The organism is Tritonibacter mobilis F1926 (assembly GCF_000376545.2).
Classification (GTDB): Bacteria; Pseudomonadota; Alphaproteobacteria; order Rhodobacterales; family Rhodobacteraceae; genus Epibacterium; species Epibacterium mobile.
Genome location: NZ_CP015230.1, coordinates 2,010,604 through 2,029,312 on the forward strand (window position 1 = coordinate 2,010,604; position 18,709 = coordinate 2,029,312).

21 protein-coding genes are annotated in these 18,709 nt (G+C 60.3%); 2 read left to right on the forward strand and 19 right to left on the reverse strand.

Translation table 11 applies throughout. The annotated features are described in order from the left end of the window. The 17 genes from K529_RS09580 to K529_RS09660 all read right to left on the reverse strand — a co-directional run bounded on the left by K529_RS09580 (window position 1) and on the right by K529_RS09660 (window position 14,950). Complete coding sequence (locus K529_RS09580) at window positions 1-450, reverse strand: DUF5333 domain-containing protein (RefSeq protein WP_198528101.1); 450 nt, start codon at window positions 448-450, stop codon at window positions 1-3. A 98-nt stretch (window positions 451-548) separates the two neighbouring features. After that, a complete protein-coding gene (locus tag K529_RS09585) occupies window positions 549-905 on the reverse strand; it encodes a hypothetical protein (protein ID WP_005618568.1) in 357 nt (118 codons plus the stop codon). 15 nt (window positions 906-920) lie between these two features. Continuing rightward, entirely contained in the window at window positions 921-2,219 is a 1,299-nt protein-coding gene (gene nuoF, locus K529_RS09590; RefSeq protein WP_005618566.1) for an NADH-quinone oxidoreductase subunit NuoF, read from the reverse strand. A 4-nt stretch (window positions 2,220-2,223) separates the two neighbouring features. After that, window positions 2,224-2,418 carry a hypothetical protein gene (locus K529_RS09595; protein ID WP_005618564.1) on the reverse strand — a complete coding sequence of 65 codons (195 nt, stop codon included), beginning with the start codon at window positions 2,416-2,418 and terminating at the stop codon, window positions 2,224-2,226. Between the two features lie 15 nt (window positions 2,419-2,433). Beyond that, the gene (locus K529_RS09600) at window positions 2,434-2,652 is read right to left on the reverse strand and encodes a DUF5337 domain-containing protein (RefSeq protein WP_005618562.1); all 219 of its coding nucleotides are present in this window, start codon (window positions 2,650-2,652) and stop codon (window positions 2,434-2,436) included. A gap of 53 nt (window positions 2,653-2,705) precedes the next feature. Continuing rightward, window positions 2,706-3,938 carry an NADH-quinone oxidoreductase subunit E gene (locus tag K529_RS09605; protein ID WP_005618560.1) on the reverse strand — a complete coding sequence of 411 codons (1,233 nt, stop codon included), beginning with the start codon at window positions 3,936-3,938 and terminating at the stop codon, window positions 2,706-2,708. Then, window positions 3,938-4,207, reverse strand: a complete 270-nt coding sequence (locus K529_RS09610) for a hypothetical protein (protein WP_005618559.1) — start codon at window positions 4,205-4,207, stop codon at window positions 3,938-3,940. Before K529_RS09610 ends, K529_RS09605 begins: the two co-directional genes overlap by 1 nt. Further along, the gene (locus tag K529_RS09615) at window positions 4,204-5,418 is read right to left on the reverse strand and encodes an NADH-quinone oxidoreductase subunit D (RefSeq protein WP_005618558.1); all 1,215 of its coding nucleotides are present in this window, start codon (window positions 5,416-5,418) and stop codon (window positions 4,204-4,206) included. The genes K529_RS09610 and K529_RS09615 overlap by 4 nt, the downstream gene beginning before the upstream one ends. Next, window positions 5,418-6,023, reverse strand: coding sequence for an NADH-quinone oxidoreductase subunit C (locus K529_RS09620; RefSeq protein ID WP_005618556.1), 606 nt, complete (start codon window positions 6,021-6,023; stop codon window positions 5,418-5,420). The genes K529_RS09615 and K529_RS09620 overlap by 1 nt, the downstream gene beginning before the upstream one ends. A gap of 15 nt (window positions 6,024-6,038) precedes the next feature. Then, on the reverse strand, window positions 6,039-6,572 hold the full coding sequence (locus tag K529_RS09625; protein WP_005618554.1) for a NuoB/complex I 20 kDa subunit family protein: 534 nt from the start codon (window positions 6,570-6,572) through the stop codon (window positions 6,039-6,041). Further along, window positions 6,563-6,928: an NADH-quinone oxidoreductase subunit A gene (locus K529_RS09630; RefSeq protein WP_005618552.1), complete on the reverse strand. Its 366-nt coding sequence runs from the start codon at window positions 6,926-6,928 to the stop codon at window positions 6,563-6,565. Before K529_RS09630 ends, K529_RS09625 begins: the two co-directional genes overlap by 10 nt. Window positions 6,929-7,168: 240 nt before the next feature. Further along, entirely contained in the window at window positions 7,169-7,954 is a 786-nt protein-coding gene (locus K529_RS09635; protein ID WP_046002278.1) for a crotonase/enoyl-CoA hydratase family protein, read from the reverse strand. 29 nt (window positions 7,955-7,983) lie between these two features. Then, window positions 7,984-8,850 (reverse strand): hydroxymethylglutaryl-CoA lyase, encoded by an 867-nt coding sequence (locus K529_RS09640; protein ID WP_009178931.1) that lies wholly within the window; start codon window positions 8,848-8,850, stop codon window positions 7,984-7,986. 32 nt (window positions 8,851-8,882) lie between these two features. Then, on the reverse strand, window positions 8,883-10,820 hold the full coding sequence (locus K529_RS09645) for an acetyl-CoA carboxylase biotin carboxylase subunit (RefSeq protein WP_046002279.1): 1,938 nt from the start codon (window positions 10,818-10,820) through the stop codon (window positions 8,883-8,885). A gap of 81 nt (window positions 10,821-10,901) precedes the next feature. Further along, on the reverse strand, window positions 10,902-12,506 hold the full coding sequence (locus K529_RS09650; protein WP_011538082.1) for a carboxyl transferase domain-containing protein: 1,605 nt from the start codon (window positions 12,504-12,506) through the stop codon (window positions 10,902-10,904). After that, complete coding sequence (locus K529_RS09655) at window positions 12,507-13,421, reverse strand: hypothetical protein (RefSeq protein ID WP_005633586.1); 915 nt, start codon at window positions 13,419-13,421, stop codon at window positions 12,507-12,509. Continuing rightward, window positions 13,418-14,950 carry an AMP-binding protein gene (locus K529_RS09660; RefSeq protein ID WP_046002280.1) on the reverse strand — a complete coding sequence of 511 codons (1,533 nt, stop codon included), beginning with the start codon at window positions 14,948-14,950 and terminating at the stop codon, window positions 13,418-13,420. The genes K529_RS09655 and K529_RS09660 overlap by 4 nt, the downstream gene beginning before the upstream one ends. 149 nt (window positions 14,951-15,099) lie before the next feature. On the opposite strand from K529_RS09660, the gene K529_RS09665 reads away from it, so the two are divergent. After that, the gene (locus tag K529_RS09665) at window positions 15,100-15,702 is read left to right on the forward strand and encodes an OmpW/AlkL family protein (RefSeq protein WP_005643853.1); all 603 of its coding nucleotides are present in this window, start codon (window positions 15,100-15,102) and stop codon (window positions 15,700-15,702) included. Between the two features lie 120 nt (window positions 15,703-15,822). On the opposite strand, the gene K529_RS09670 is transcribed toward K529_RS09665, so the two are convergent. Both K529_RS09670 and K529_RS09675 read right to left on the reverse strand, forming a co-directional pair. Continuing rightward, window positions 15,823-16,173, reverse strand: a complete 351-nt coding sequence (locus tag K529_RS09670; protein ID WP_005643854.1) for a hypothetical protein — start codon at window positions 16,171-16,173, stop codon at window positions 15,823-15,825. Next, window positions 16,173-17,336 (reverse strand): isovaleryl-CoA dehydrogenase, encoded by a 1,164-nt coding sequence (locus K529_RS09675; protein ID WP_005643856.1) that lies wholly within the window; start codon window positions 17,334-17,336, stop codon window positions 16,173-16,175. Before K529_RS09675 ends, K529_RS09670 begins: the two co-directional genes overlap by 1 nt. A 279-nt stretch (window positions 17,337-17,615) precedes the next feature. Here K529_RS09675 and K529_RS09680 point away from each other — a divergent pair, with 279 nt between their 5' ends. Next, a complete protein-coding gene (locus tag K529_RS09680; RefSeq protein ID WP_005643858.1) occupies window positions 17,616-18,707 on the forward strand; it encodes a Hint domain-containing protein in 1,092 nt (363 codons plus the stop codon). Window positions 18,708-18,709 lie beyond the last annotated feature (2 nt).

The window sequence follows — 18,709 nt, forward strand, 5'->3', positions numbered from 1 at the left end:
CTATTTCGCCCTCAGTAACACGCCGATCGCGCTGTTTTTCTTAATTTCCGCCAGCCCGTAGGCGCAGAATGTTTCTGGCTGGTCCAGTTTAACCCCTGCCTGCCGCAGCAGGCGCTCGCCCTTGGCGCGCATACGGGATTTTTCCTGGTCCGACTTGATGTAAGACTTAATTTCAGCGTCGCTGTAGCCAAGCGCATTGGCGCGCGCGCGGATCTGATAGAGCTGGTTCAGCCCTTTGAGCGTGCGGGGCGCGAGGCGATCACATTGATCGGCCACTTCGCTGGCCACGGCCACGGCAAAGAGCGGATCCTCAATTTCCTGCACATCGCGCAACGACGGCCGGGCCTCGCCCGCGCTGGCACCAAAGGCCAGAAGCAGGGCCGACAAAGCCGCCAGAGAGGTGGCCATCACGGCGGTGCGTGCCGGGGAAATGGCAATTGATTCAGACATGTCAGACTCCTTTGTGGTTCTGACAGAACCACAGGAGTGAGACGCGCTGTTATTCAATAACGCCCCGCCGAACCGGCCATGATATGCCGATCTGCGCATCAAGACTCGCAGCTTCCCGTGTAGATCGCATCGCTCTTGTCGAGCTGGATCTTATAGTTGCCCTCGGCGTCCAGCGCGATGTTGGTCCAATCAAACCGCGAGGTGCCGTAGTTTTCGATACAGTAGCGTTTGGCCTCGTGATCGGCGGCCGCCAGCGCACCACGCTGGGATCGCAGCGCATCACGCACCTCAACGCGGAAATTCGCGAGGGTCTCTTTCTTATTGATCGCTTTGACGCTTGTGCGGAACGCGATGCCGTCAAACCGCATGCGCTTGTCCTCGCGGGTTTTGCCGCCACAGGCCGCAAGCCCGACCGAGGCCGCCAATATCAGCGTTAAAGTAAAACGTGAGGTCATTATCATCTCTTCAGGTTATTCCGCTGCCATCACGCCGACGCGACCCGTTTTCTGAGCCTTGATGCGGTCTTCGATTTCTTCGCGGAAGTTGCGAATGAGACCCTGAATGGGCCAAGCAGCTGCATCACCCAATGCACAGATGGTGTGGCCTTCAACTTGTTTTGTGACATCCCAGAGCATGTCGATTTCTTCGAGTTCTGCTTCGCCCCGGACCAGACGATCCATGACGCGCATCATCCAGCCGGTGCCCTCACGGCAAGGGGTACACTGGCCGCAGCTCTCGTGTTTGTAGAATTTGGACAGACGCCAGATCGCCTTGATGATGTCGGTCTGCTTGTCCATCACGATCACCGCCGCGGTGCCAAGGCCGGAGCCCAACTCGCCGCGCAGGTAATCAAAATCCATGATCGCGTCACGCATCTTCTCGCCGCGCACGCAAGGAACCGAGGAACCGCCGGGGATCACCGCCAGAAGGTTGTCCCAGCCGCCGCGAATGCCGCCGCAATGTTTTTCGATGAGTTCCTCAAAGGAAATGCTCATCGCTTCCTCAACAACGCAGGGGTTGTTGACGTGACCGGAGATCGCAAAGAGCTTGGTGCCCGCGTTGTTCTGACGGCCAAAGCCCGCAAACCACTCCGCCCCGCGTCGCAGGATGGTTGGCACCACGGCGATGGATTCCACATTGTTTACGGTGGTCGGGCAGCCATAAAGCCCCGCGCCCGCCGGGAATGGCGGCTTCATGCGCGGCATGCCTTTTTTGCCCTCAAGGCTCTCGATCAGAGCGGTTTCCTCGCCACAGATGTAGGCCCCTGCCCCGTGGTGCAGGAAGACATCGAAATCCCAGCCGGAGCCTGCGGCGTTTTTGCCCAAGAGACCCTTGTCGTAGCATTCGTCAATCGCCGCCTGCAGCGCCTCGCGCTCGCGGATATATTCGCCGCGCAGGTAGATGTAGCAGGTGTGTGCGTTCATCGCGAAGGATGCAATCAACGCGCCCTCGATCAGCGTATGCGGATCGTGACGCATGATTTCGCGGTCTTTGCAGGTGCCGGGCTCGGACTCATCGGCGTTGATCACCAGATAGGCCGGACGTCCGTCGCTTTCCTTGGGCATGAAGGACCATTTGAGGCCGGTGGGGAAGCCCGCACCGCCGCGCCCGCGCAGACCGGAATCCTTCATGGTCTGGATGATCCAGTCGCGCCCTTTTTCAATGAGGCCCGCCGTACCGTCCCAATGGCCACGCTTTTGTGCGCCCGCCAACGTCCGCTCATGCATCCCGTACAGGTTGGTAAAGATCCGGTCCTGATCCTTCAGCATCCCGTTACCCCTTGTTTCTGTCTATCGGCCAGGACTTGAACGCCAAAACGATCAAGCCCAGAACCGAGAGCCACGTCATCAGCAAAGAAATCAGCACACCATGCCCGGTTCTTCGCCACATTTTCCAGAACGGAAGTAACATCAACACTAAGAGCGGTATTGCAATCAACAATCCGATCAAGCCGATGTTCTGCTCCATTCCTCATCTCACTTCTCACTGACGCATGCGCCAAAGTTGAACGATGTTGACGCCCGCATAGATCATCGCCGCCAGAGCGGCGAAATCGAACAGCAGCGCATAGCGGCCCGGCAGGCCGATCGCGGGACCGATCAGAAGCGACAGGATCAGCCAGGCCACCATCGTGCCGGCGATCACCAGCGAGATGTGCCGCCCCTTGGCTGCAATGGCCTTGTCCTGTTCGTCCTGTGTCATCCGGTCCAGTCATCCTTGACCACAGCGCACGGCCCCATGGCCGCGATCTGCGATTATGATTTGTCTTTGTAACGGCCGTCTTTCTTGGCCGATTTGGCAAACTCGGTCTCTTCACCTGATGCCAGTTGCTTGGCTTGGTCGATCCAGCCGTCCCGCTCGATGCGGCCTTTGAACTTCAGGCGCGCATCCACCCATGCCACCTCGGCCTCGGTCCACTTGGCGATCTGGTCAAAGTGGAAAAAGCCCAGCTCATTCAACGTCTGCTCAAGCTTCGGCCCCACCCCTTTGAGGAGTTTGAGGTCGTCCGCCCCGCCCTCGCGCGCCGCTGTCAGCGTCTCGGGTGCTTTTTCTTCGACCGTCTCGGTCGCCTCAGCCTTAGGTGCTGTCTTGGGCTCCGTCACCTTCGCGGCAGCGGCCTCGGGCTGTGCCGGGGTGGCGGCGTCGGATTTCTTGACCGGCGCTTTTTTCTTAGGTGCGGCCTCTTTCTTGGCGTCCTCGGCCTGCTTTGCCGCAGGTTTGGGGCGCTCGGGCGCTGCCGGAGTGGGCTCTGCCGCAGCACGTCCGGCAACCACGCCATCTTTGCCGACCCAGGGGGTCAGCAGCGGTACTTCATCGCCCTGAATGCGCTTCACACCATCGCCAAGCTCGGTCGCCAGCGCGGCAGACGCGTTATACTGCGGCTTGTCCGCCTCATAGTCCTTGAGCGAGGTTAGGCCGGATTTTGGCTCTGCCGCGTAACGGCCATTTTGCGGGCCGGGCACAACGGCTTTGCCCCCAGCAAGATCGTCGATCAGCTTGGTAAAGCTCGCGGCGGTCAGATCCTCGTAGTAGTCCTTGCCTATTTGCGCCATCGGCGCATTGGTGCAGGACCCGAGGCATTCCACCTCTTCCCAGGAAAATTTGCCATCCGCCGACAGCGTATGCGGCTTTGCGGCGATCTTGTCCTTGCAGACCGCAATCAGATCCTCAGCGCCGCAGATCATGCAGGACGTGGTGCCGCAAACCTGAATATGCGCAACAGAACCGGTGGGTTGCAGTTGGAACATAAAGTAGAAGGACGCCACCTCCAGCACGCGGATATAGGCCATACCGAGCATATCGGCGACATATTCCAGCGCGGGTTTGGTGACCCAGCCCTCTTGTTCCTGCGCGCGCCACAGGATCGGGATCACCGCCGAGGCCTGACGGCCCTCGGGGTATTTCGTCATTTGCGCCTCTGCCCAAGCCTGATTAGCGGGCGTAAAAGCGAAGCTGTCGGGTTGTTCGTGGTGCAGACGGCGCAGCATTACTTGTCGAACTCCTCAAGCAGAATGCAGGTCGATGTAAGCGCCCCTTCGGGAATCTCCTGACCAGCGGCTTTGGCGTCGAAAGCGGCATCGGTGGCGTTCAGGCGGCAGATGTATTCATCATACTCATCCTCGACGAGGATCACGCCCTCGCGCACATGCACATAGCCGACAGACTCGGCGATGAGATCCGCCAAGGGTTTCTCTGCCAGTGCGGTTTGGCCGATGAGGCACAGGGAAACCCCTGCAATAAGAGCGCGCAGTGTCATCGGTCAATCTCCCCGAACACGATGTCCATGGTTCCAATAATTGCGGCAACATCCGCGAGTTGGTGGCCCTTGGCGACATAATCCATCGCCTGAAGGTGCAAGAACCCCGGCGCGCGCAGCTTGGCGCGATAGGGTTTGTTGGTGCCATCCGCCACCAGATAGACGCCGAATTCGCCCTTGGGGGCCTCAACCGCGGCGTAGACCTCGCCCTCGGGGACGTGGAAGCCTTCGGTGTAGAGCTTGAAGTGGTGGATCAGGCTCTCCATCGAGGTTTTCATATCGCTGCGTTTGGGCGGGCTGATCTTGCCCCGCGCCATGACATCGCCCGTGGCCTCGCGCAGTTTTGCGATGGCCTGACGGATGATCGACAGCGACTGGCGCATCTCTTCCATGCGGACAAGGTAGCGATCATAACAGTCGCCGTTTTTGCCAACCGGGATCTGGAACTCGAACTCGTCGTAGCATTCATAGGGCTGCGCGCGGCGCAAATCCCATGCAAGGCCGGAGCCGCGCACCATGACACCCGAAAAGCCGTATTTCTGAATGTCGTCTTCGGTGACCACGCCAATGTCGCAGTTACGCTGTTTGAAGATGCGGTTTTCCGTCAGCAAGCCGTCGATGTCATCCATCACCTTGGGGAATTCCATCGCCCAGAGGTCGATATCATCAAGGAGCTCATCCGGCAGGTCCTGATGCACACCACCGGGGCGGAAGTAGGCCGCGTGCAGACGTGCACCACACGCCCGCTCGTAGAAGATCATCAGCTTTTCGCGTTCCTCAAAGCCCCAGAGCGGAGGCGTCAGCGCGCCCACGTCCATCGCCTGCGTGGTGACGTTCAGCAGGTGATTGAGGATGCGACCGATCTCCGAATAAAGCACCCGGATGAGCTGCGCGCGGCGCGGCACCTCAACCCCGGTGAGTTTCTCGATCGCCAGACACCATGCATGCTCCTGGTTCATCGGCGCCACATAATCGAGGCGGTCGAAATACGGCAGGTTCTGCAGGTAAGTGCGGCTCTCCATCAGCTTTTCTGTGCCACGGTGCAAGAGGCCGATATGCGGATCGCAGCGTTCCACGATCTCGCCGTCCAGTTCCAGCACCAGACGCAAAACGCCGTGGGCCGCCGGGTGTTGCGGGCCGAAGTTGATGTTGAAGTTACGGATCTTCTGCTCACCCGTCTGGGCGTCGTCGAAACCTTTGGAGCCGTCCATCATTTCGCCCCCTCTTTCTCGTCACCGGGCAGGATGTAGTCGGCACCCTCCCATGGGCTCATGAAGTCAAACTGGCGGTATTCCTGAACCAGTTTCACCGGCTCGTAGACCACGCGCTTTTGCGCCTCGTCATAGCGCACTTCGGTGTAGCCGGTGGTCGGGAAATCCTTGCGCAGCGGGTGGCCGCGAAAGCCGTAGTCGGTCAGCAGGCGGCGCAGGTCCGGGTGGCCTGTGAACAGGATGCCGAACATGTCAAAGACTTCGCGCTCGAACCAGTTGGCGGAGGGGTGCACATCCACGATGGAGGGCACCATGTCCTCTTCGCGCACCGCAACCCGCAAGCGGATGCGGTGGTTTTGGTACATCGACAGCAGGTGATACACCACGTCAAAGCGCTTGGTGCGCTCGGGGTAATCCACGGCGGTGATGTCGACCAAGGTGGAGAACCGGCAGGCGCTGTCCACGCGCAGGAACTCCACAAGACCTGCGATATTGGCCGGTTTCACGTCGATATTCAGCTCGCCATGCGCGATGTCCCAGGACAACACACAATCGGGGCGCTTGGCTTCGATCTGATGGCCAAGGTCTTGCAATGCTTCAATCATCTGTGTCTCCTGCCCTTAGCGCACAAGGGTGCCGGTGCGGCGGATCTTGCGCTGCAGTTGCATCAACCCATAAAGCAGCGCCTCTGCGGTGGGCGGGCAGCCGGGCACGTAGATGTCGACCGGCACGATCCGGTCACAGCCGCGCACGACGGAATAGCTGTAGTGGTAATAGCCACCGCCATTGGCGCAGGACCCCATCGAGATCACATAGCGCGGCTCTGGCATCTGGTCGTAGACCTTGCGCAGCGCCGGGGCCATTTTGTTGGTGAGGGTGCCCGCAACGATCATCACATCCGATTGACGCGGGGACGCCCGTGGCGCGATGCCGAAGCGTTCGGCGTCATAGCGTGGCATGGATGTATGCATCATCTCAACCGCGCAGCAGGCCAGACCAAAGGTCATCCAGTGCAGCGATCCGGTGCGCGCCCAGTTGATGATATCTTCGGCAGAGGTCAGCAGAAACCCTTTGTCCTGCAGTTCCGCGTTCAGGGCCTGAGTGACCACTTCCTTGTCGACACCTGCGGTGTTCGCGCCAGCCATCACTCCCATTCCAGAGCCCCTTTCTTCCACTCGTAGGCAAAGCCAATGGTCAGAACGCCCAGGAACACCATCATGGACCAGAAGCCGGTATCGCTGATGTCCTTAAAGCCAACGGCCCAAGGGAACAGGAAGGCAATCTCCAGATCGAAGATGATGAAAAGGATCGAGACCAGATAAAAGCGCACGTCAAATTTCATGCGGGCGTCATCGAATGCGTTGAAACCGCACTCATAGGCGCTGACTTTTTCAGGGTCGGGATTGCGCACCGCAACAACAACGGCAGCAAGAATAAGCACGAGACCAAGGCCGATGGCGACGGCCAAAAACACCAGAATGGGCAGGTATTCCCGCAACATCTCTTCCACGAGTGGCTCCTTTCCGCGCACACGGCAAGATCTGCTCGTGCACCGTCAATTGGCGTGTTGACTTGCGCCGTTACTACTCCTGTCCCTACAGACCGTCAACCAAGGGGAAGTTAATGTGAAAAGCTTTATTGGCCAGTTTCGCAGCAGTGCAACAATACCCTAAAACCTTATGGTTTCACTCAGTTTTTAAGCTGCGAAAAACGGGCGCAAATTTGCTGCGCCCGAGGGGGATGAATCCCCTTATTTGTCACGCCAAGAGGGGCGCCGTTTTTCAAAAAACGCATTGATGCCTTCGACCGCCTCCGGGCTCTCCCAGCGGGTGACGAGGGCGGAAATGGTAAAATCGATTGTGGATTTATCGATCTTAGGACCCAGCGCGCGGGCCAGTGCCTTGGCATCGGCCACCGCACCGGGCGCACAATCGAGGTAGGGAGTTACCTCTGCCTCCACTGCGGCATCAAGTGAGTCGGCAGAAACGGTGCGACTGAGCAAGCCCAGCTCCACCGCTTCCGACGCATCAAAAAGCCGTGCCGACATAAAGACGCGCCGCGCGCGCGCCTCGCCCATGCGGGCGATGACATAGGGGCCGATGGTGGCAGGGATCAGGCCGAGCTTGGTCTCGGTGAGGCCCATCTTGAGGCTGTCGACGCCGATGGCCACATCACAGACCGAGGCCATGCCCACGCCACCGCCAAACGCATTGCCCTGTAGCCGCCCGATCAAGGGCTGCGGCAAGGTGTTCAGAAGGTTCAGCATGTCCGCCAGCACCCGCGCCTCGCGGGCGCGGGTCTCGGCATCCGCATCCATCTGCGCCTGCATCCACGCCAGATCGCCCCCGGCGCAGAAGCTTTTGCCCGCGCCGGTCAGGACCACCACACGCACGCTTCGGTCCGCAGCCAGCGCGCGCGCTGCATCCTGCAATTCCTGCAGCATCTTTCCCGACATGGCGTTGTGCTTTTCGGGACGGTTGAGCGTCAGGGTCGCCACGCCGCGATCATCGCGCGTGAGCGTTAGCGTGTCATACATGGCCTAAGGGTCCTTATTATGATGAAGGGTCAGGCATCGGCGGCAATGGGGCGCAGGGCGCGCGCCATGGCGGCAGCCTCCTGCAAGACATCGCCATCCAGCCCAGTGTCATAGCCCAGCCGGGTCAGGTGTTCGTGCACGACCTCGGTGGCGACATTACCCGCCGCACCCGGCGCATAGGGACAGCCGCCAAGCCCGCCCACGGCGGCATCAAACACCCGCACGCCCAGCGCCAGCGAGGCGTCGATATTGTCCACGGCCCGGCCTGCGGTGTCGTGGTAATGCCCCGCAAGCCGCGTCACTGGCACGGCGTCTTTGACCGCGATCAGCATCTTGGCGATCTTGTCGGGGGTGGCCTTGCCGATAGTGTCGCCCAGCGAGATCTCATAGCAGCCCATCGAGAACAGCCGATCCGCGACCTCGGCCACTTTGTCGGGGGCGACAGCGCCATCATAGGGGCAGTCGGTCACGCAGGAGACATAACCCCGCACCGGCAGGTCAATATGGCGCGCGGCCTCCAGAATGGGTGCAAAGCGTTCAATACTCTCGGCAATCGAGGCATTGATATTGGCCTGTGAAAACCCCTCGGATGCAGAGGCAAAAATGGCGATTTCATCGGCGCGCGCAGCCAGTGCGTCCTCATAGCCTCGCATATTCGGGGTGAGCGCCGCATAGCGCACGCCTTTGGCCTTGGTGATCCCGGCCAGCACTTCGGCGCTGCCCGCCATCTGCGGCACCCATTTCGGAGATACGAAACTCGCCACCTCGATCCGGGAAAAGCCTGCGCGGCTGAGGCAATCCACCAGCGCCACCTTGTCGGCGACGGGGATGTCGCGCTTTTCGTTTTGCAGCCCGTCGCGTGGGCCCACCTCAAAGATCTCGACGCGGTCTTTCATGGGTTTTGCTCCTCCCGGTTCATGGGCGCGGTTCAGGCATCTTCCTCCAGCCGGACCAACGCTGCTCCAGCCTCCACCTGATCGCCCGCTTGCGCAAGAACTTCTGCGACCACACCGTCACGGGCGGCCAGCAAAGAGTGTTCCATTTTCATGGCTTCAAGGATGGCGAGCCGGTCGCCTTCTTTGACTGCGGCACCCGCCTCGGCAAAGACCGCCTTGACCAAGCCCGGCATCGGGGCCTCGATCAGGTTGCCATCCCCGGCGGCGCCTGCGGCGCGGTCCAGCGGGTCGATCACCGTAAAGCTCAGCCCGTAGTCATCAAACACCGTGATCGTGTCGCCGCAGATCGACAGGGGCGGCAGGGGCATGCTGCCAATCACCCAGCCTGAGGCCATGCGGTTCACGGCGATATGCGCGCCCTCAATCGTCCAATCCTGACGGTCGGGGCCGTTGACCTCGACGGTGGCCTCAAACCGCTCGCCCTGCCACTCCAGCGTGACGGAGCGGTGCAGGTCGGCCCACAACGTAAAGCCCATGTCAGGGCGCGCCTCGATCAGATCGAGCGCAGCCATCGCAGCGGCGGCCTTATGCTCGGGCTTTGCGACTGGAGCTGCCGCGAGCGTGTCGAGATCACGTGCGATCAGGCCCGTGTCCACATCGCCTGCGGCAAAGCCCGCGTGACGGGTCAGCGCGCCGAGGAAGGCAAGGTTGGTCACGGTTCCGGCAACCTCGGTCCGCGCGAGCGCGTCATCCAGCTGGCGCAGTGCGGCGGCGCGGGAGGGGCCATGCACGATCACCTTGGAGATCATCGGATCATACCACGGGCTGATGGTGTCCCCTGCCCTCACCCCGCTGTCGGCGCGCACGCCTTCGGGGAAGGCCAGATGCGAGAGCGTGCCGGTGGCAGGCAAAAAGCCCTTGGGCACGTCCTCGGCATAAAGCCGTGCCTCAAAGGCGTGACCGCTGATGGAGAGATCCTCCTGCTGCAGGGGCAGCCCTTCGCCAGAGGCGACGCGCAGCTGCCATTCCACCAGATCGACGCCAGTGATGAGTTCCGTGACCGGATGCTCCACCTGCAAACGGGTGTTCATCTCCATGAACCAGAACCCGTCCGCACGCAGCCCGTCCGAGCCATCGACGATGAACTCCACCGTGCCCGCGCCCGCATATCCGATCGCCTCGGCGGCGCGCACGGCGGCCCTCCCCATGGCGGCGCGCATCTCTTCGGTCATGCCGGGGGCCGGGGCTTCTTCGATCACCTTTTGGTGGCGACGTTGCAGCGAACAGTCGCGTTCAAACAGATGCACCGCCGATGTGCCGTCCCCAAAGACCTGCACCTCGATATGGCGCGGTTTCTGGATGTATTTTTCAATCAGTACCGCCGGGTTGCCGAAGGATGTGGTGGCCTCGCCCTGCGCCGAGGCCAGCGCATCGTTGAAATCCTTGGGGTCCTCGACCAGCCGCATGCCCTTGCCACCGCCGCCCGCGACCGCCTTGATCAGGACCGGGTAGCCGATGCTCTCGGCCTGTTCGGCGAGGAAGCCCGCGTCCTGAGTGTCGCCGTGATAGCCGGGAACAACGGGCACGCCCGCCTCTTCCATCAGCGCCTTGGCGGCGTCCTTGAGGCCCATCTTGCGGATCGCGCTGGCAGAGGGGCCGATGAAGGCGAGACCTGCGGCCTCGACCTTTTCCACGAAATCGGGGTTTTCCGACAGGAACCCATAGCCCGGATGTATGCCTTGCGCGCCGGTGGCTTTGGCGGCGGCGAGAATCTCGTCCTGCAGCAGGTAGCTATCCGCCGGGGCAGGTCCATGACCGATATGGACAGCCTCATCCGCAAGAGCCACATGTTTGGCGTCTCGGTCAGCATCGGAGTAGACGGCGACCGTGCGTACACCCAGACGACGGGCGGTTTCCATCACCCGGCATGCAATTTCGCCACGGTTGGCAATCAGGATCTTGTTGAACATCTTGCGGTGCTCCTTTTGAGGGACCGTCGCGGCCGGGGGGCTCTGCCCCCGGACCCCCGGGATATTTGAGGTTAGAAGAGGTTACATGCGGAACACGCCAAAGCGTGTGTCCTCGATGGGGGCGTTGAGGGCGGCGCTGAGCGACAGCGACAGCACATCGCGGCTCTTACGTGGGTCGATAATGCCGTCATCCCAAAGCCGTGCGGAGGCATAGAGCGGATGGCTTTGTTCGGCGAACATGTCGATTGTGGGCTGTTTGAACTGCGCTTCTTCCTCGGCGGACCATGTGCCCCCTTGGCGCTCGATCGCATCGCGTTTGACCGTGGCCAGAACGCCCGCCGCCTGCTCGCCGCCCATCACGGAGATGCGCGAGTTGGGCCATGTCCAGAGGAACCGGGGCGAATAGGCACGCCCGGCCATGCCGTAGTTTCCGGCACCAAAGGAGCCGCCCACCAGCATGGTGATCTTGGGCACATTGGTGGAGGCCACCGCCGTCACCATCTTGGCGCCGTGGCGGGCGATGCCTTCGTTTTCGTATTTGCGGCCCACCATGAAACCGGTGATGTTTTGCAGGAAGACCAGCGGGATCTTGCGCTGGCTGCAGAGTTCGACGAAATGCGCGCCCTTTTGTGCGGCTTCTGAAAAGAGCACGCCATTGTTGGCGATGATGCCGATGGGGCAGCCCTTGAGGTGGGCAAAGCCGGTGACCAGCGTTTCGCCAAAGCGGGGTTTGAACTCATCAAAGCGCGAACCATCAACGAGACGCGCGATCACCTCGCGGATGTCATAGGGCGTGCGCAGATCGCCCGGCACCACGCCAAGAATTTCCTCGGGGTCATAGGCGGGCTCTTCCGGGCTTTGCCAGTTCACGCCTTGGGGCTTGGTGCGATTGAGATGGCTGACCGCGCGCCGCGCGAGGGCCAGCGCATGGGCGTCATCCTCAGCCAGGTAATCCGCCACGCCCGAAAGCCGCGTGTGTACATCCCCGCCGCCCAGATCCTCGGCCGAGACGACCTCGCCCGTGGCGGCCTTCACCAGCGGCGGGCCTGCAAGAAAGATGGTGCCCTGTTCCTTGACGATGATGGTGACGTCGGACATTGCCGGCACATAAGCACCCCCCGCGGTACAGGACCCCATGACCACGGCGATCTGCGGAATGCCCTTGGCCGACATCCGCGCCTGGTTGTAGAAGATCCGGCCAAAGTGGTCGCGGTCGGGAAAGACCTCATCCTGCTGCGGCAGGTTGGCACCGCCACTGTCCACAAGATAGACGCAGGGGAGATTGTTTTCCTCGGCAATCTCTTGGGCGCGCAGGTGTTTTTTCACCGTCATCGGGAAATAGGTGCCGCCCTTCACGGTGGCGTCATTGCAGACCACCATCACCTCCTGACCGTGGACGCGCCCGATGCCTGCGATCACGCCTGCCGCCGGGGCTGCGCCACCATACATGCCATGGGCCGCCGTCGCGCCGACCTCCAAAAAGGGCGAGCCGGGATCGAGCAGGTTCGCCACCCGACGGCGCGGCAGCATCTTGCCGCGACTTTCATGACGGGCACGGGATTTCTCGCCCCCGCCCAAGCGCGCGGCCTCGGCGGCCTCGCTGATCTCGGCCAGAGCGGAGAGATGGGCAGCTTTGTTTGCCTTGAACCCTTCAGAGGAGGGCATTGCCTTGGATTGAAGTTTCATTTAGCTGGCACTCCCTTTTTGCTTGAACGAAAACTTGAACTTCTGCCTTTTCACAGAAAGGCCGGTTTCAAAGTTATTGGGGAGGTGCACATCAACTTGTGTTTCCCCTGCTAATACTGCTCTTCTGATCAAACAAATCGAATGCAGCAGTAAAGAAACAGCCATGAGACGTTTCATATCTTGTTCCGAATTCAGCTCTTCGGTCCCAAAAGCTACGGAGAAGTCCCTATCCTTGCCTTCATACCAATCCACCCAATTCAGCCCTGAAACAACTTCGTTCAGGACGATAAACTCACCATTTTCGTCTTTGACCTTTAAAGCAACGCCAGAGCCAAAATAGGTTGGCTTTCCGTGCTTAAATGCGTTTATTGCCCCGCGTTCACAAAGTAGTTCAGCTTCCTCGACAACCAGCTGCTTAATCTCTCCTTCAGTGGCGGCATCCAACTGTCTCGGGTCAGCAAAAAGTTGGTAGGATAGCCATTCATCGAATGCGAGCGTCTGCCCGCCAATAGCTACCTCAAACCCTTCAGGTACTTTTTCATCTTTCAGCGCCCGATAGACCTGAGCCAATGCCCTTTCCCGAATCGTGGATGCAATTCGCGCAAATGGCCCAAAGTCTGAACCGCACAAAACGAATAGAATCAGTGTTTCAGAGGAAAAGTAGCGCAACGCCCTAATGGTATGGATCGCATACTCTGCATAGCGTTTACGAGATTTCATAAGTCCATCAAGAACGGAATGCTCGCCCAAGATTTCACCAGAATCGATGTCCTGAATACGAAACCTGCTTGGTGTTGCCTTGTTCAAACACTCCGCAAGGGTCCAGAAGTAAAAAGGGTCAAACTCATCATAAAATTTTCGATCTACTTCCGTCAAAAACTGCTGTAGGTCGTCGGCAGTATTACTGTTGCTCATTTCTGTTTCGCCTCCCCCGCAGCCCGCGCCTTGAGTTCTTTGCGGATCACCTTGCCCGTGACCGTCATCGGCAAGGCCTCCAGAAAGGAGATCTCGCGGGGATAGGAATAGCTGGCAAGGCGCTCTTTGACGTAGTCCTGCAGCTCTTTCTCGCTCGGGGCGTGGTCCGGCTTCAGCACCACATAGGCCTTGACGATCTCAGTGCGCAGGGCGTCGGGCTTGCCGACCACGCCCACCGTTGCCACCGCGGGGTGGGTCATCAGGCAATCCTCGATCTCGGAGGGGCCGATGCGGTAACCGGCAGAGGTGATCACGTCATCCTCGCGCCCCACAAAGCGCAGATAGCCCGCCTCCCAGATGCCACGATCGCCCGTCACCAGCCAGTCGCCGTGAAACTTCTCGGCGGTAGCGTCGGGGCGGTTCCAGTACTCCAGCATCATGGACCCGGAACCACGGCGCACCGCCACATCGCCTTCCTCACGGGTGGGCTGGCCGTCTGCGTCGATCACCTCGACCACATGCCCCGGCACCGGTTTCCCGATGCATCCGGGGCGAACGGGGAAGTCCGCGCCACAGGAGGACACCGTCATATTGCATTCGGTCTGGCCGTAGAATTCGTTGATGGTGACGCCCAGATGACGCTGGCCCCAAGCGAGCATCTCCGCGCCCAGGGGCTCTCCGCCGGAGGCCACAGAGCGCAAGGCCCGAAGCCCCTGCCCCGCCGCTTTCAGCATACGCAGGGCGGTGGGCGGAAAGAAGACGTTGCGCACCTCGCCCAAGCGGATCACCTCGGCGCAGGTGTCTGGCGTGAACTTATCAAGCCGCGCGGCTACCACCGGTACGCCCAGCGCAAGCCCCGGCATGGCGACATCAAAGAGCCCGCCGATCCACGCCCAGTCTGCGGGCGTCCAGAGACAATCACCGGGTTGGCCCAGATGGTCGTGACTGATCGACACGCCCGGCAGGTGCCCTGTCAGCATCCGGTGCCCGTGCAAGGCTCCCTTGGGTTTGCCGGTGGTGCCGGAGGTATAGATAATGACCGCCGGGTCCTCAGATCCAGTATCGGCAAAGGGCACCGGATCGCCCTCGACGCCAATCTCTGCGGCGATCAGCGGCTCGGCCAGATCGCCAAGCTGCGCCGCGCCCTCCCGGTCGGTCAGCACATATTTTGCACCTGCATCCTCCACCCGGTTGGCAAGGGCGTCGTGCTGGAACAGTTTAAAGAGCGGCACGGAAATGGCGCCGATCTTCCAGATCGCCAGATGCGCCGCCGCACACCACGGCGACTGAGACAGGAGTACGCCAACCCGATCACCGGGGGCGACACGTTGCAGCAATGCGCGCGCCAGACCATCGACCATCACAGCCAGATCCCCATGGCTCACATCACGGCGGGTCCCGGAAGTGAGGTCAATGATCGCCAGTTTATCGGCCGCGTGATCCATCACCTGCGCGGCCATATTGAGCCGCTCTGGAATGTCCCAAGCGCCTGCCTCTGTCAGCCCCGGAATGATGCGTTTGATAGTCATGTTTAACCCTGCACGTAGCGCATAGCTGATATGCGATTTTTCCCTGTCTTTCCAAGGGGAAAGGCAGAGGGAATTTGATCTGGATCAGAGATGTCGCGCGGCTGACGTGGCACTGTCGCGACGTACTGATTGAAGAAGGGATTACCCCCATGAAAACTCTGGTTTCCGCCCTCGCCCTGGGCGTTGCCGCGTCGAGCTTCGCCGCCCCTGCCATGGCACAATCGCAGGGCGACTGGACCTTCGGTGTCGGGATCATCAACGTGAACCCCAAACCCGACAATGGCACCCTTGCCGGTGCTGCGGCCAAGATTGACGACGACACCCAACTGTCGCTCACGGCGGAGTATTTCATCCGCGACAACCTCGGTATCGAGCTTTTGGCAGCCACCCCGTTTGAGCATGACATTGCGCTTGGCGGCACCAACATTGGTTCCGCCAAACATCTGCCGCCGACCCTGTCGCTGGTCTATCACATCCCCACCAACAGCAAGATCACGCCCTTTGTCGGGTTGGGTGTGAACTACACCACCTTCTTCTCGGAAAAGACCCCGTTGGGGCGTCTGGATCTGGACAACAGTTTTGGTCTTGCTGCAACCGTGGGGGCGGATTGGAAAATCTCTGAGCGGGGCGCGCTGCGTCTGAACGTGCGCTACATGGATATCGACACCGACGCCAAGCTGAACGGTGCCCCCATCGGCACCGCGAGCATTGATCCGATCACTGTGGGTGTCTCCTACGTGCACCGCTTCTGATCCCTTCCAGATGCCGGGTGGGCCTTGCCTGCCCGGCGTTTGATCCAAGTGGCGCCGCCTGTCTGCGGCGCCTTTTTTGTGGCAGCCTTCAAGGCGTATCCGCCTGCAATCGGCCCTCTCTCAGGTCTGGGGCGTTGTGGGCGGCGTTTGCCCCAGCCTTGTGACATCAATCAGCCCACCCAACCAGTTGACCTGATAGCGAAACCCCACGTCTTGAGCGGTGCCATCAGGGCGGCAGGTGACCACAAGCCACGTCCAGAAACCGGCGTCTTTTGCGGGCCGCGCCACACAATCGCTGAGCTTTGCCCGGCCAGCGGCCCCGGCAACTGCGTGATCCGCGAGATATTTTTGCGCGTAATGCGTGATCACATCGGACTCGGTGATGCCTTGGCGAATGATGCCATAGCGGAACCCGATCCCGGCCAGCACCAACGCCAGCACCGCAATCGGGATCCAGTAGACGATCCGCATCAGCTCATATGCGACATCAATTCGCGTCCAATCAGCATGCGTCGGATTTCCGATGTGCCCGCGCCGATTTCCATCAGCTTGGCATCGCGGAAGATCCGACCAACCGGGTTGTCGCTGAGATAGCCCGCCCCGCCAAAAGCCTGCACCGCCTGATGCGCCTGCGTCATCGCCACCTCGGAGGCATAGAGACAGCAGGCAGCCGCGTCCTGACGGGTCACCGTGCCCTTGTCGCAGGCCTTTGCGACCTCATAGACATAGGCGCGCGCGGTGTTCATCGCGGTGTACATATCGGCGATCTTGCCCTGCATCAGCTGGAAGTTTCCGATGGGTTGGCCGAACTGTTTGCGTTCGGCCATATAGGGCATCATCTCATCCATGCATGACGCCATGATGCCGGTGCCGATGCCCGCAAGCACCACGCGTTCGTAATCCAGACCGGACATTAGGACGCGCACACCCTTGCCCTCCTCGCCCAGCACGTTTTCAAACGGCACTTCCACATCCTCGAACACCAGCTCGGCAGTGTTCGATCCACGCATTCCGAGCTTGTCGAAATGTTTGGAGGTGGAGAACCCCTTGAACTCTTTCTCGATCAGGAAGGCGGTGATGCCTTTGGAGCCTGCTTCGGGATCGGTCTTGGCATAGACCACCAGCGTGTCCGCGTCAGGACCGTTGGTGATCCAGTATTTGTTGCCGTTCAGAACATAGCGGTCATTGCGTTTTTCAGCGCGCAGCGACATCGACACCACGTCGGAGCCCGCGCCAGCCTCTGACATTGCCAGCGCGCCAACATGTTCGCCGGAAATCAGCCGCGGCAGGTATTTGGCCTTTTGCTCGGCGTTGCCGTTGAGCTTGATCTGGTTGACGCAGAGGTTGGAATGCGCGCCGTAAGACAGCGATACCGAGGCCGAGGCCCGCGCGATTTCCTCAACCGCGACGGTATGCGCCAGATAGGACATGCCCGCGCCGCCATATTCCTCATCCACGGTGATCCCCAGAAGGCCCAGCTCGCCCATTTCTTTCCAGAGGTCGGCGGGGAATTCATTCTTCTGGTCGATCTCCTGCGCCATTGGCTTGACGCGCTCTTGCGCCCAGCGGTGCACCATGTCGCGCAGGGCGTTTACGTCCTCGCCCAGATCGAATGTCATGCTTGCGTTGAACATTTGCGCGTCTCCTCCCGAGTCACGATATTTAATGAACACTTGTTCAATAAATGCCACAGCCCCGCAGATCGGTCAACGCCGATGTTCGCTCCGCTCCCGCCGCGACGGGTTTGTGGACACGCATGCGCGGTGAAATGGCGGCCTATCGGTCTTTGCGGGTCGAAAACTTCACATTGGATTGTTTTTTTAATCAAAGGGTTACTTTTGGCCCCACTTTGGCCATATCCCCTACCAATAAGTTACCATAAACAGTTTGGCCCGACGGGAGAGATACGTCTCATGCCGCTTCACAATCTGATTCTGAATGGCACGTTTGACAGTGGTGCTGCGCATTGGACGGGCAACGATATCGAAGCCTCATATACGCAGTCGTCCTACATCAGTGGCGGCTCCGGCAATCGCGTGGCGGAACTGGATGGTCGTGCTGGCCAGACCACAGTCATGCAGCAGACATTTAGCATCGACGATCCGATCACAACACAGCTGACCTTTGATGTGGCGCTACGTAACGCCTCCACTTCTAACGCTGGTATCGAAGGGTTCGAGGTCGAAATCCTTGATGATGCGGGCAATGTCGTCTCGTCGATGACGGTTCTGCCCACCACCAACAGCTTTAATCAGGTGTCATTGAACATCACGTTCCCCGCTGCGGGCGATTACACTCTGCGTTTTACAGAGATTGGCCCCAACGACAGCCTCGGCGCGATCATCGACAATGTGGAGATGATGGTGTGTTTTTGCGCAGGCACGCTGATTGAGACCGCACGGGGGCAACGCCGCATTGAGGATCTGCGTCCCGGCGATATGATCGTTACCGCGCGTGGGCTCAGGCCACTGCGCTGGATGGGACGGCGTCCGCTGTCGCGTCAGCACCTCGCGCAGAACCCGAAACTGCGCCCGGTGCGGATTGGACGCGGCGCATTGGGCGGCGGCTTGCCGCAACAGCCGCTCTATGTCTCGCGTCAGCATCGTATGCTGGTGCGCTCGCGGATTGCAGAGCGAATGTTTGGCGAGGCTGAGGTTTTTGTTGCAGCGGCACGCCTCTTGGATCATCCCGATGTCAGCCTATGCGACGCAGAGCAGCCGGTGATCTATTTTCACATGCTGTTTGATGCGCATGAGGTAGTTTATGCCAATGGCGCGCCGAGCGAGAGTTTTCTGGTCACGGAGCGCTCTCTTTCGGCGGTCACACCGGAAGCACGGGCAGAGATCACCTATCTGTTCCCGGAACTGGCGGCGATGGGCGGTGTTCTGACCGCCCCTGCCCGTCCCATTCCGCAAAACGCGCGCCAGAAACAATTCATTGCGCGGGCGCTCAAAAATCAACGGGCGCTGCTGGAGCCGTCCACGGTCACGCAAATCGCGGTCTAGCG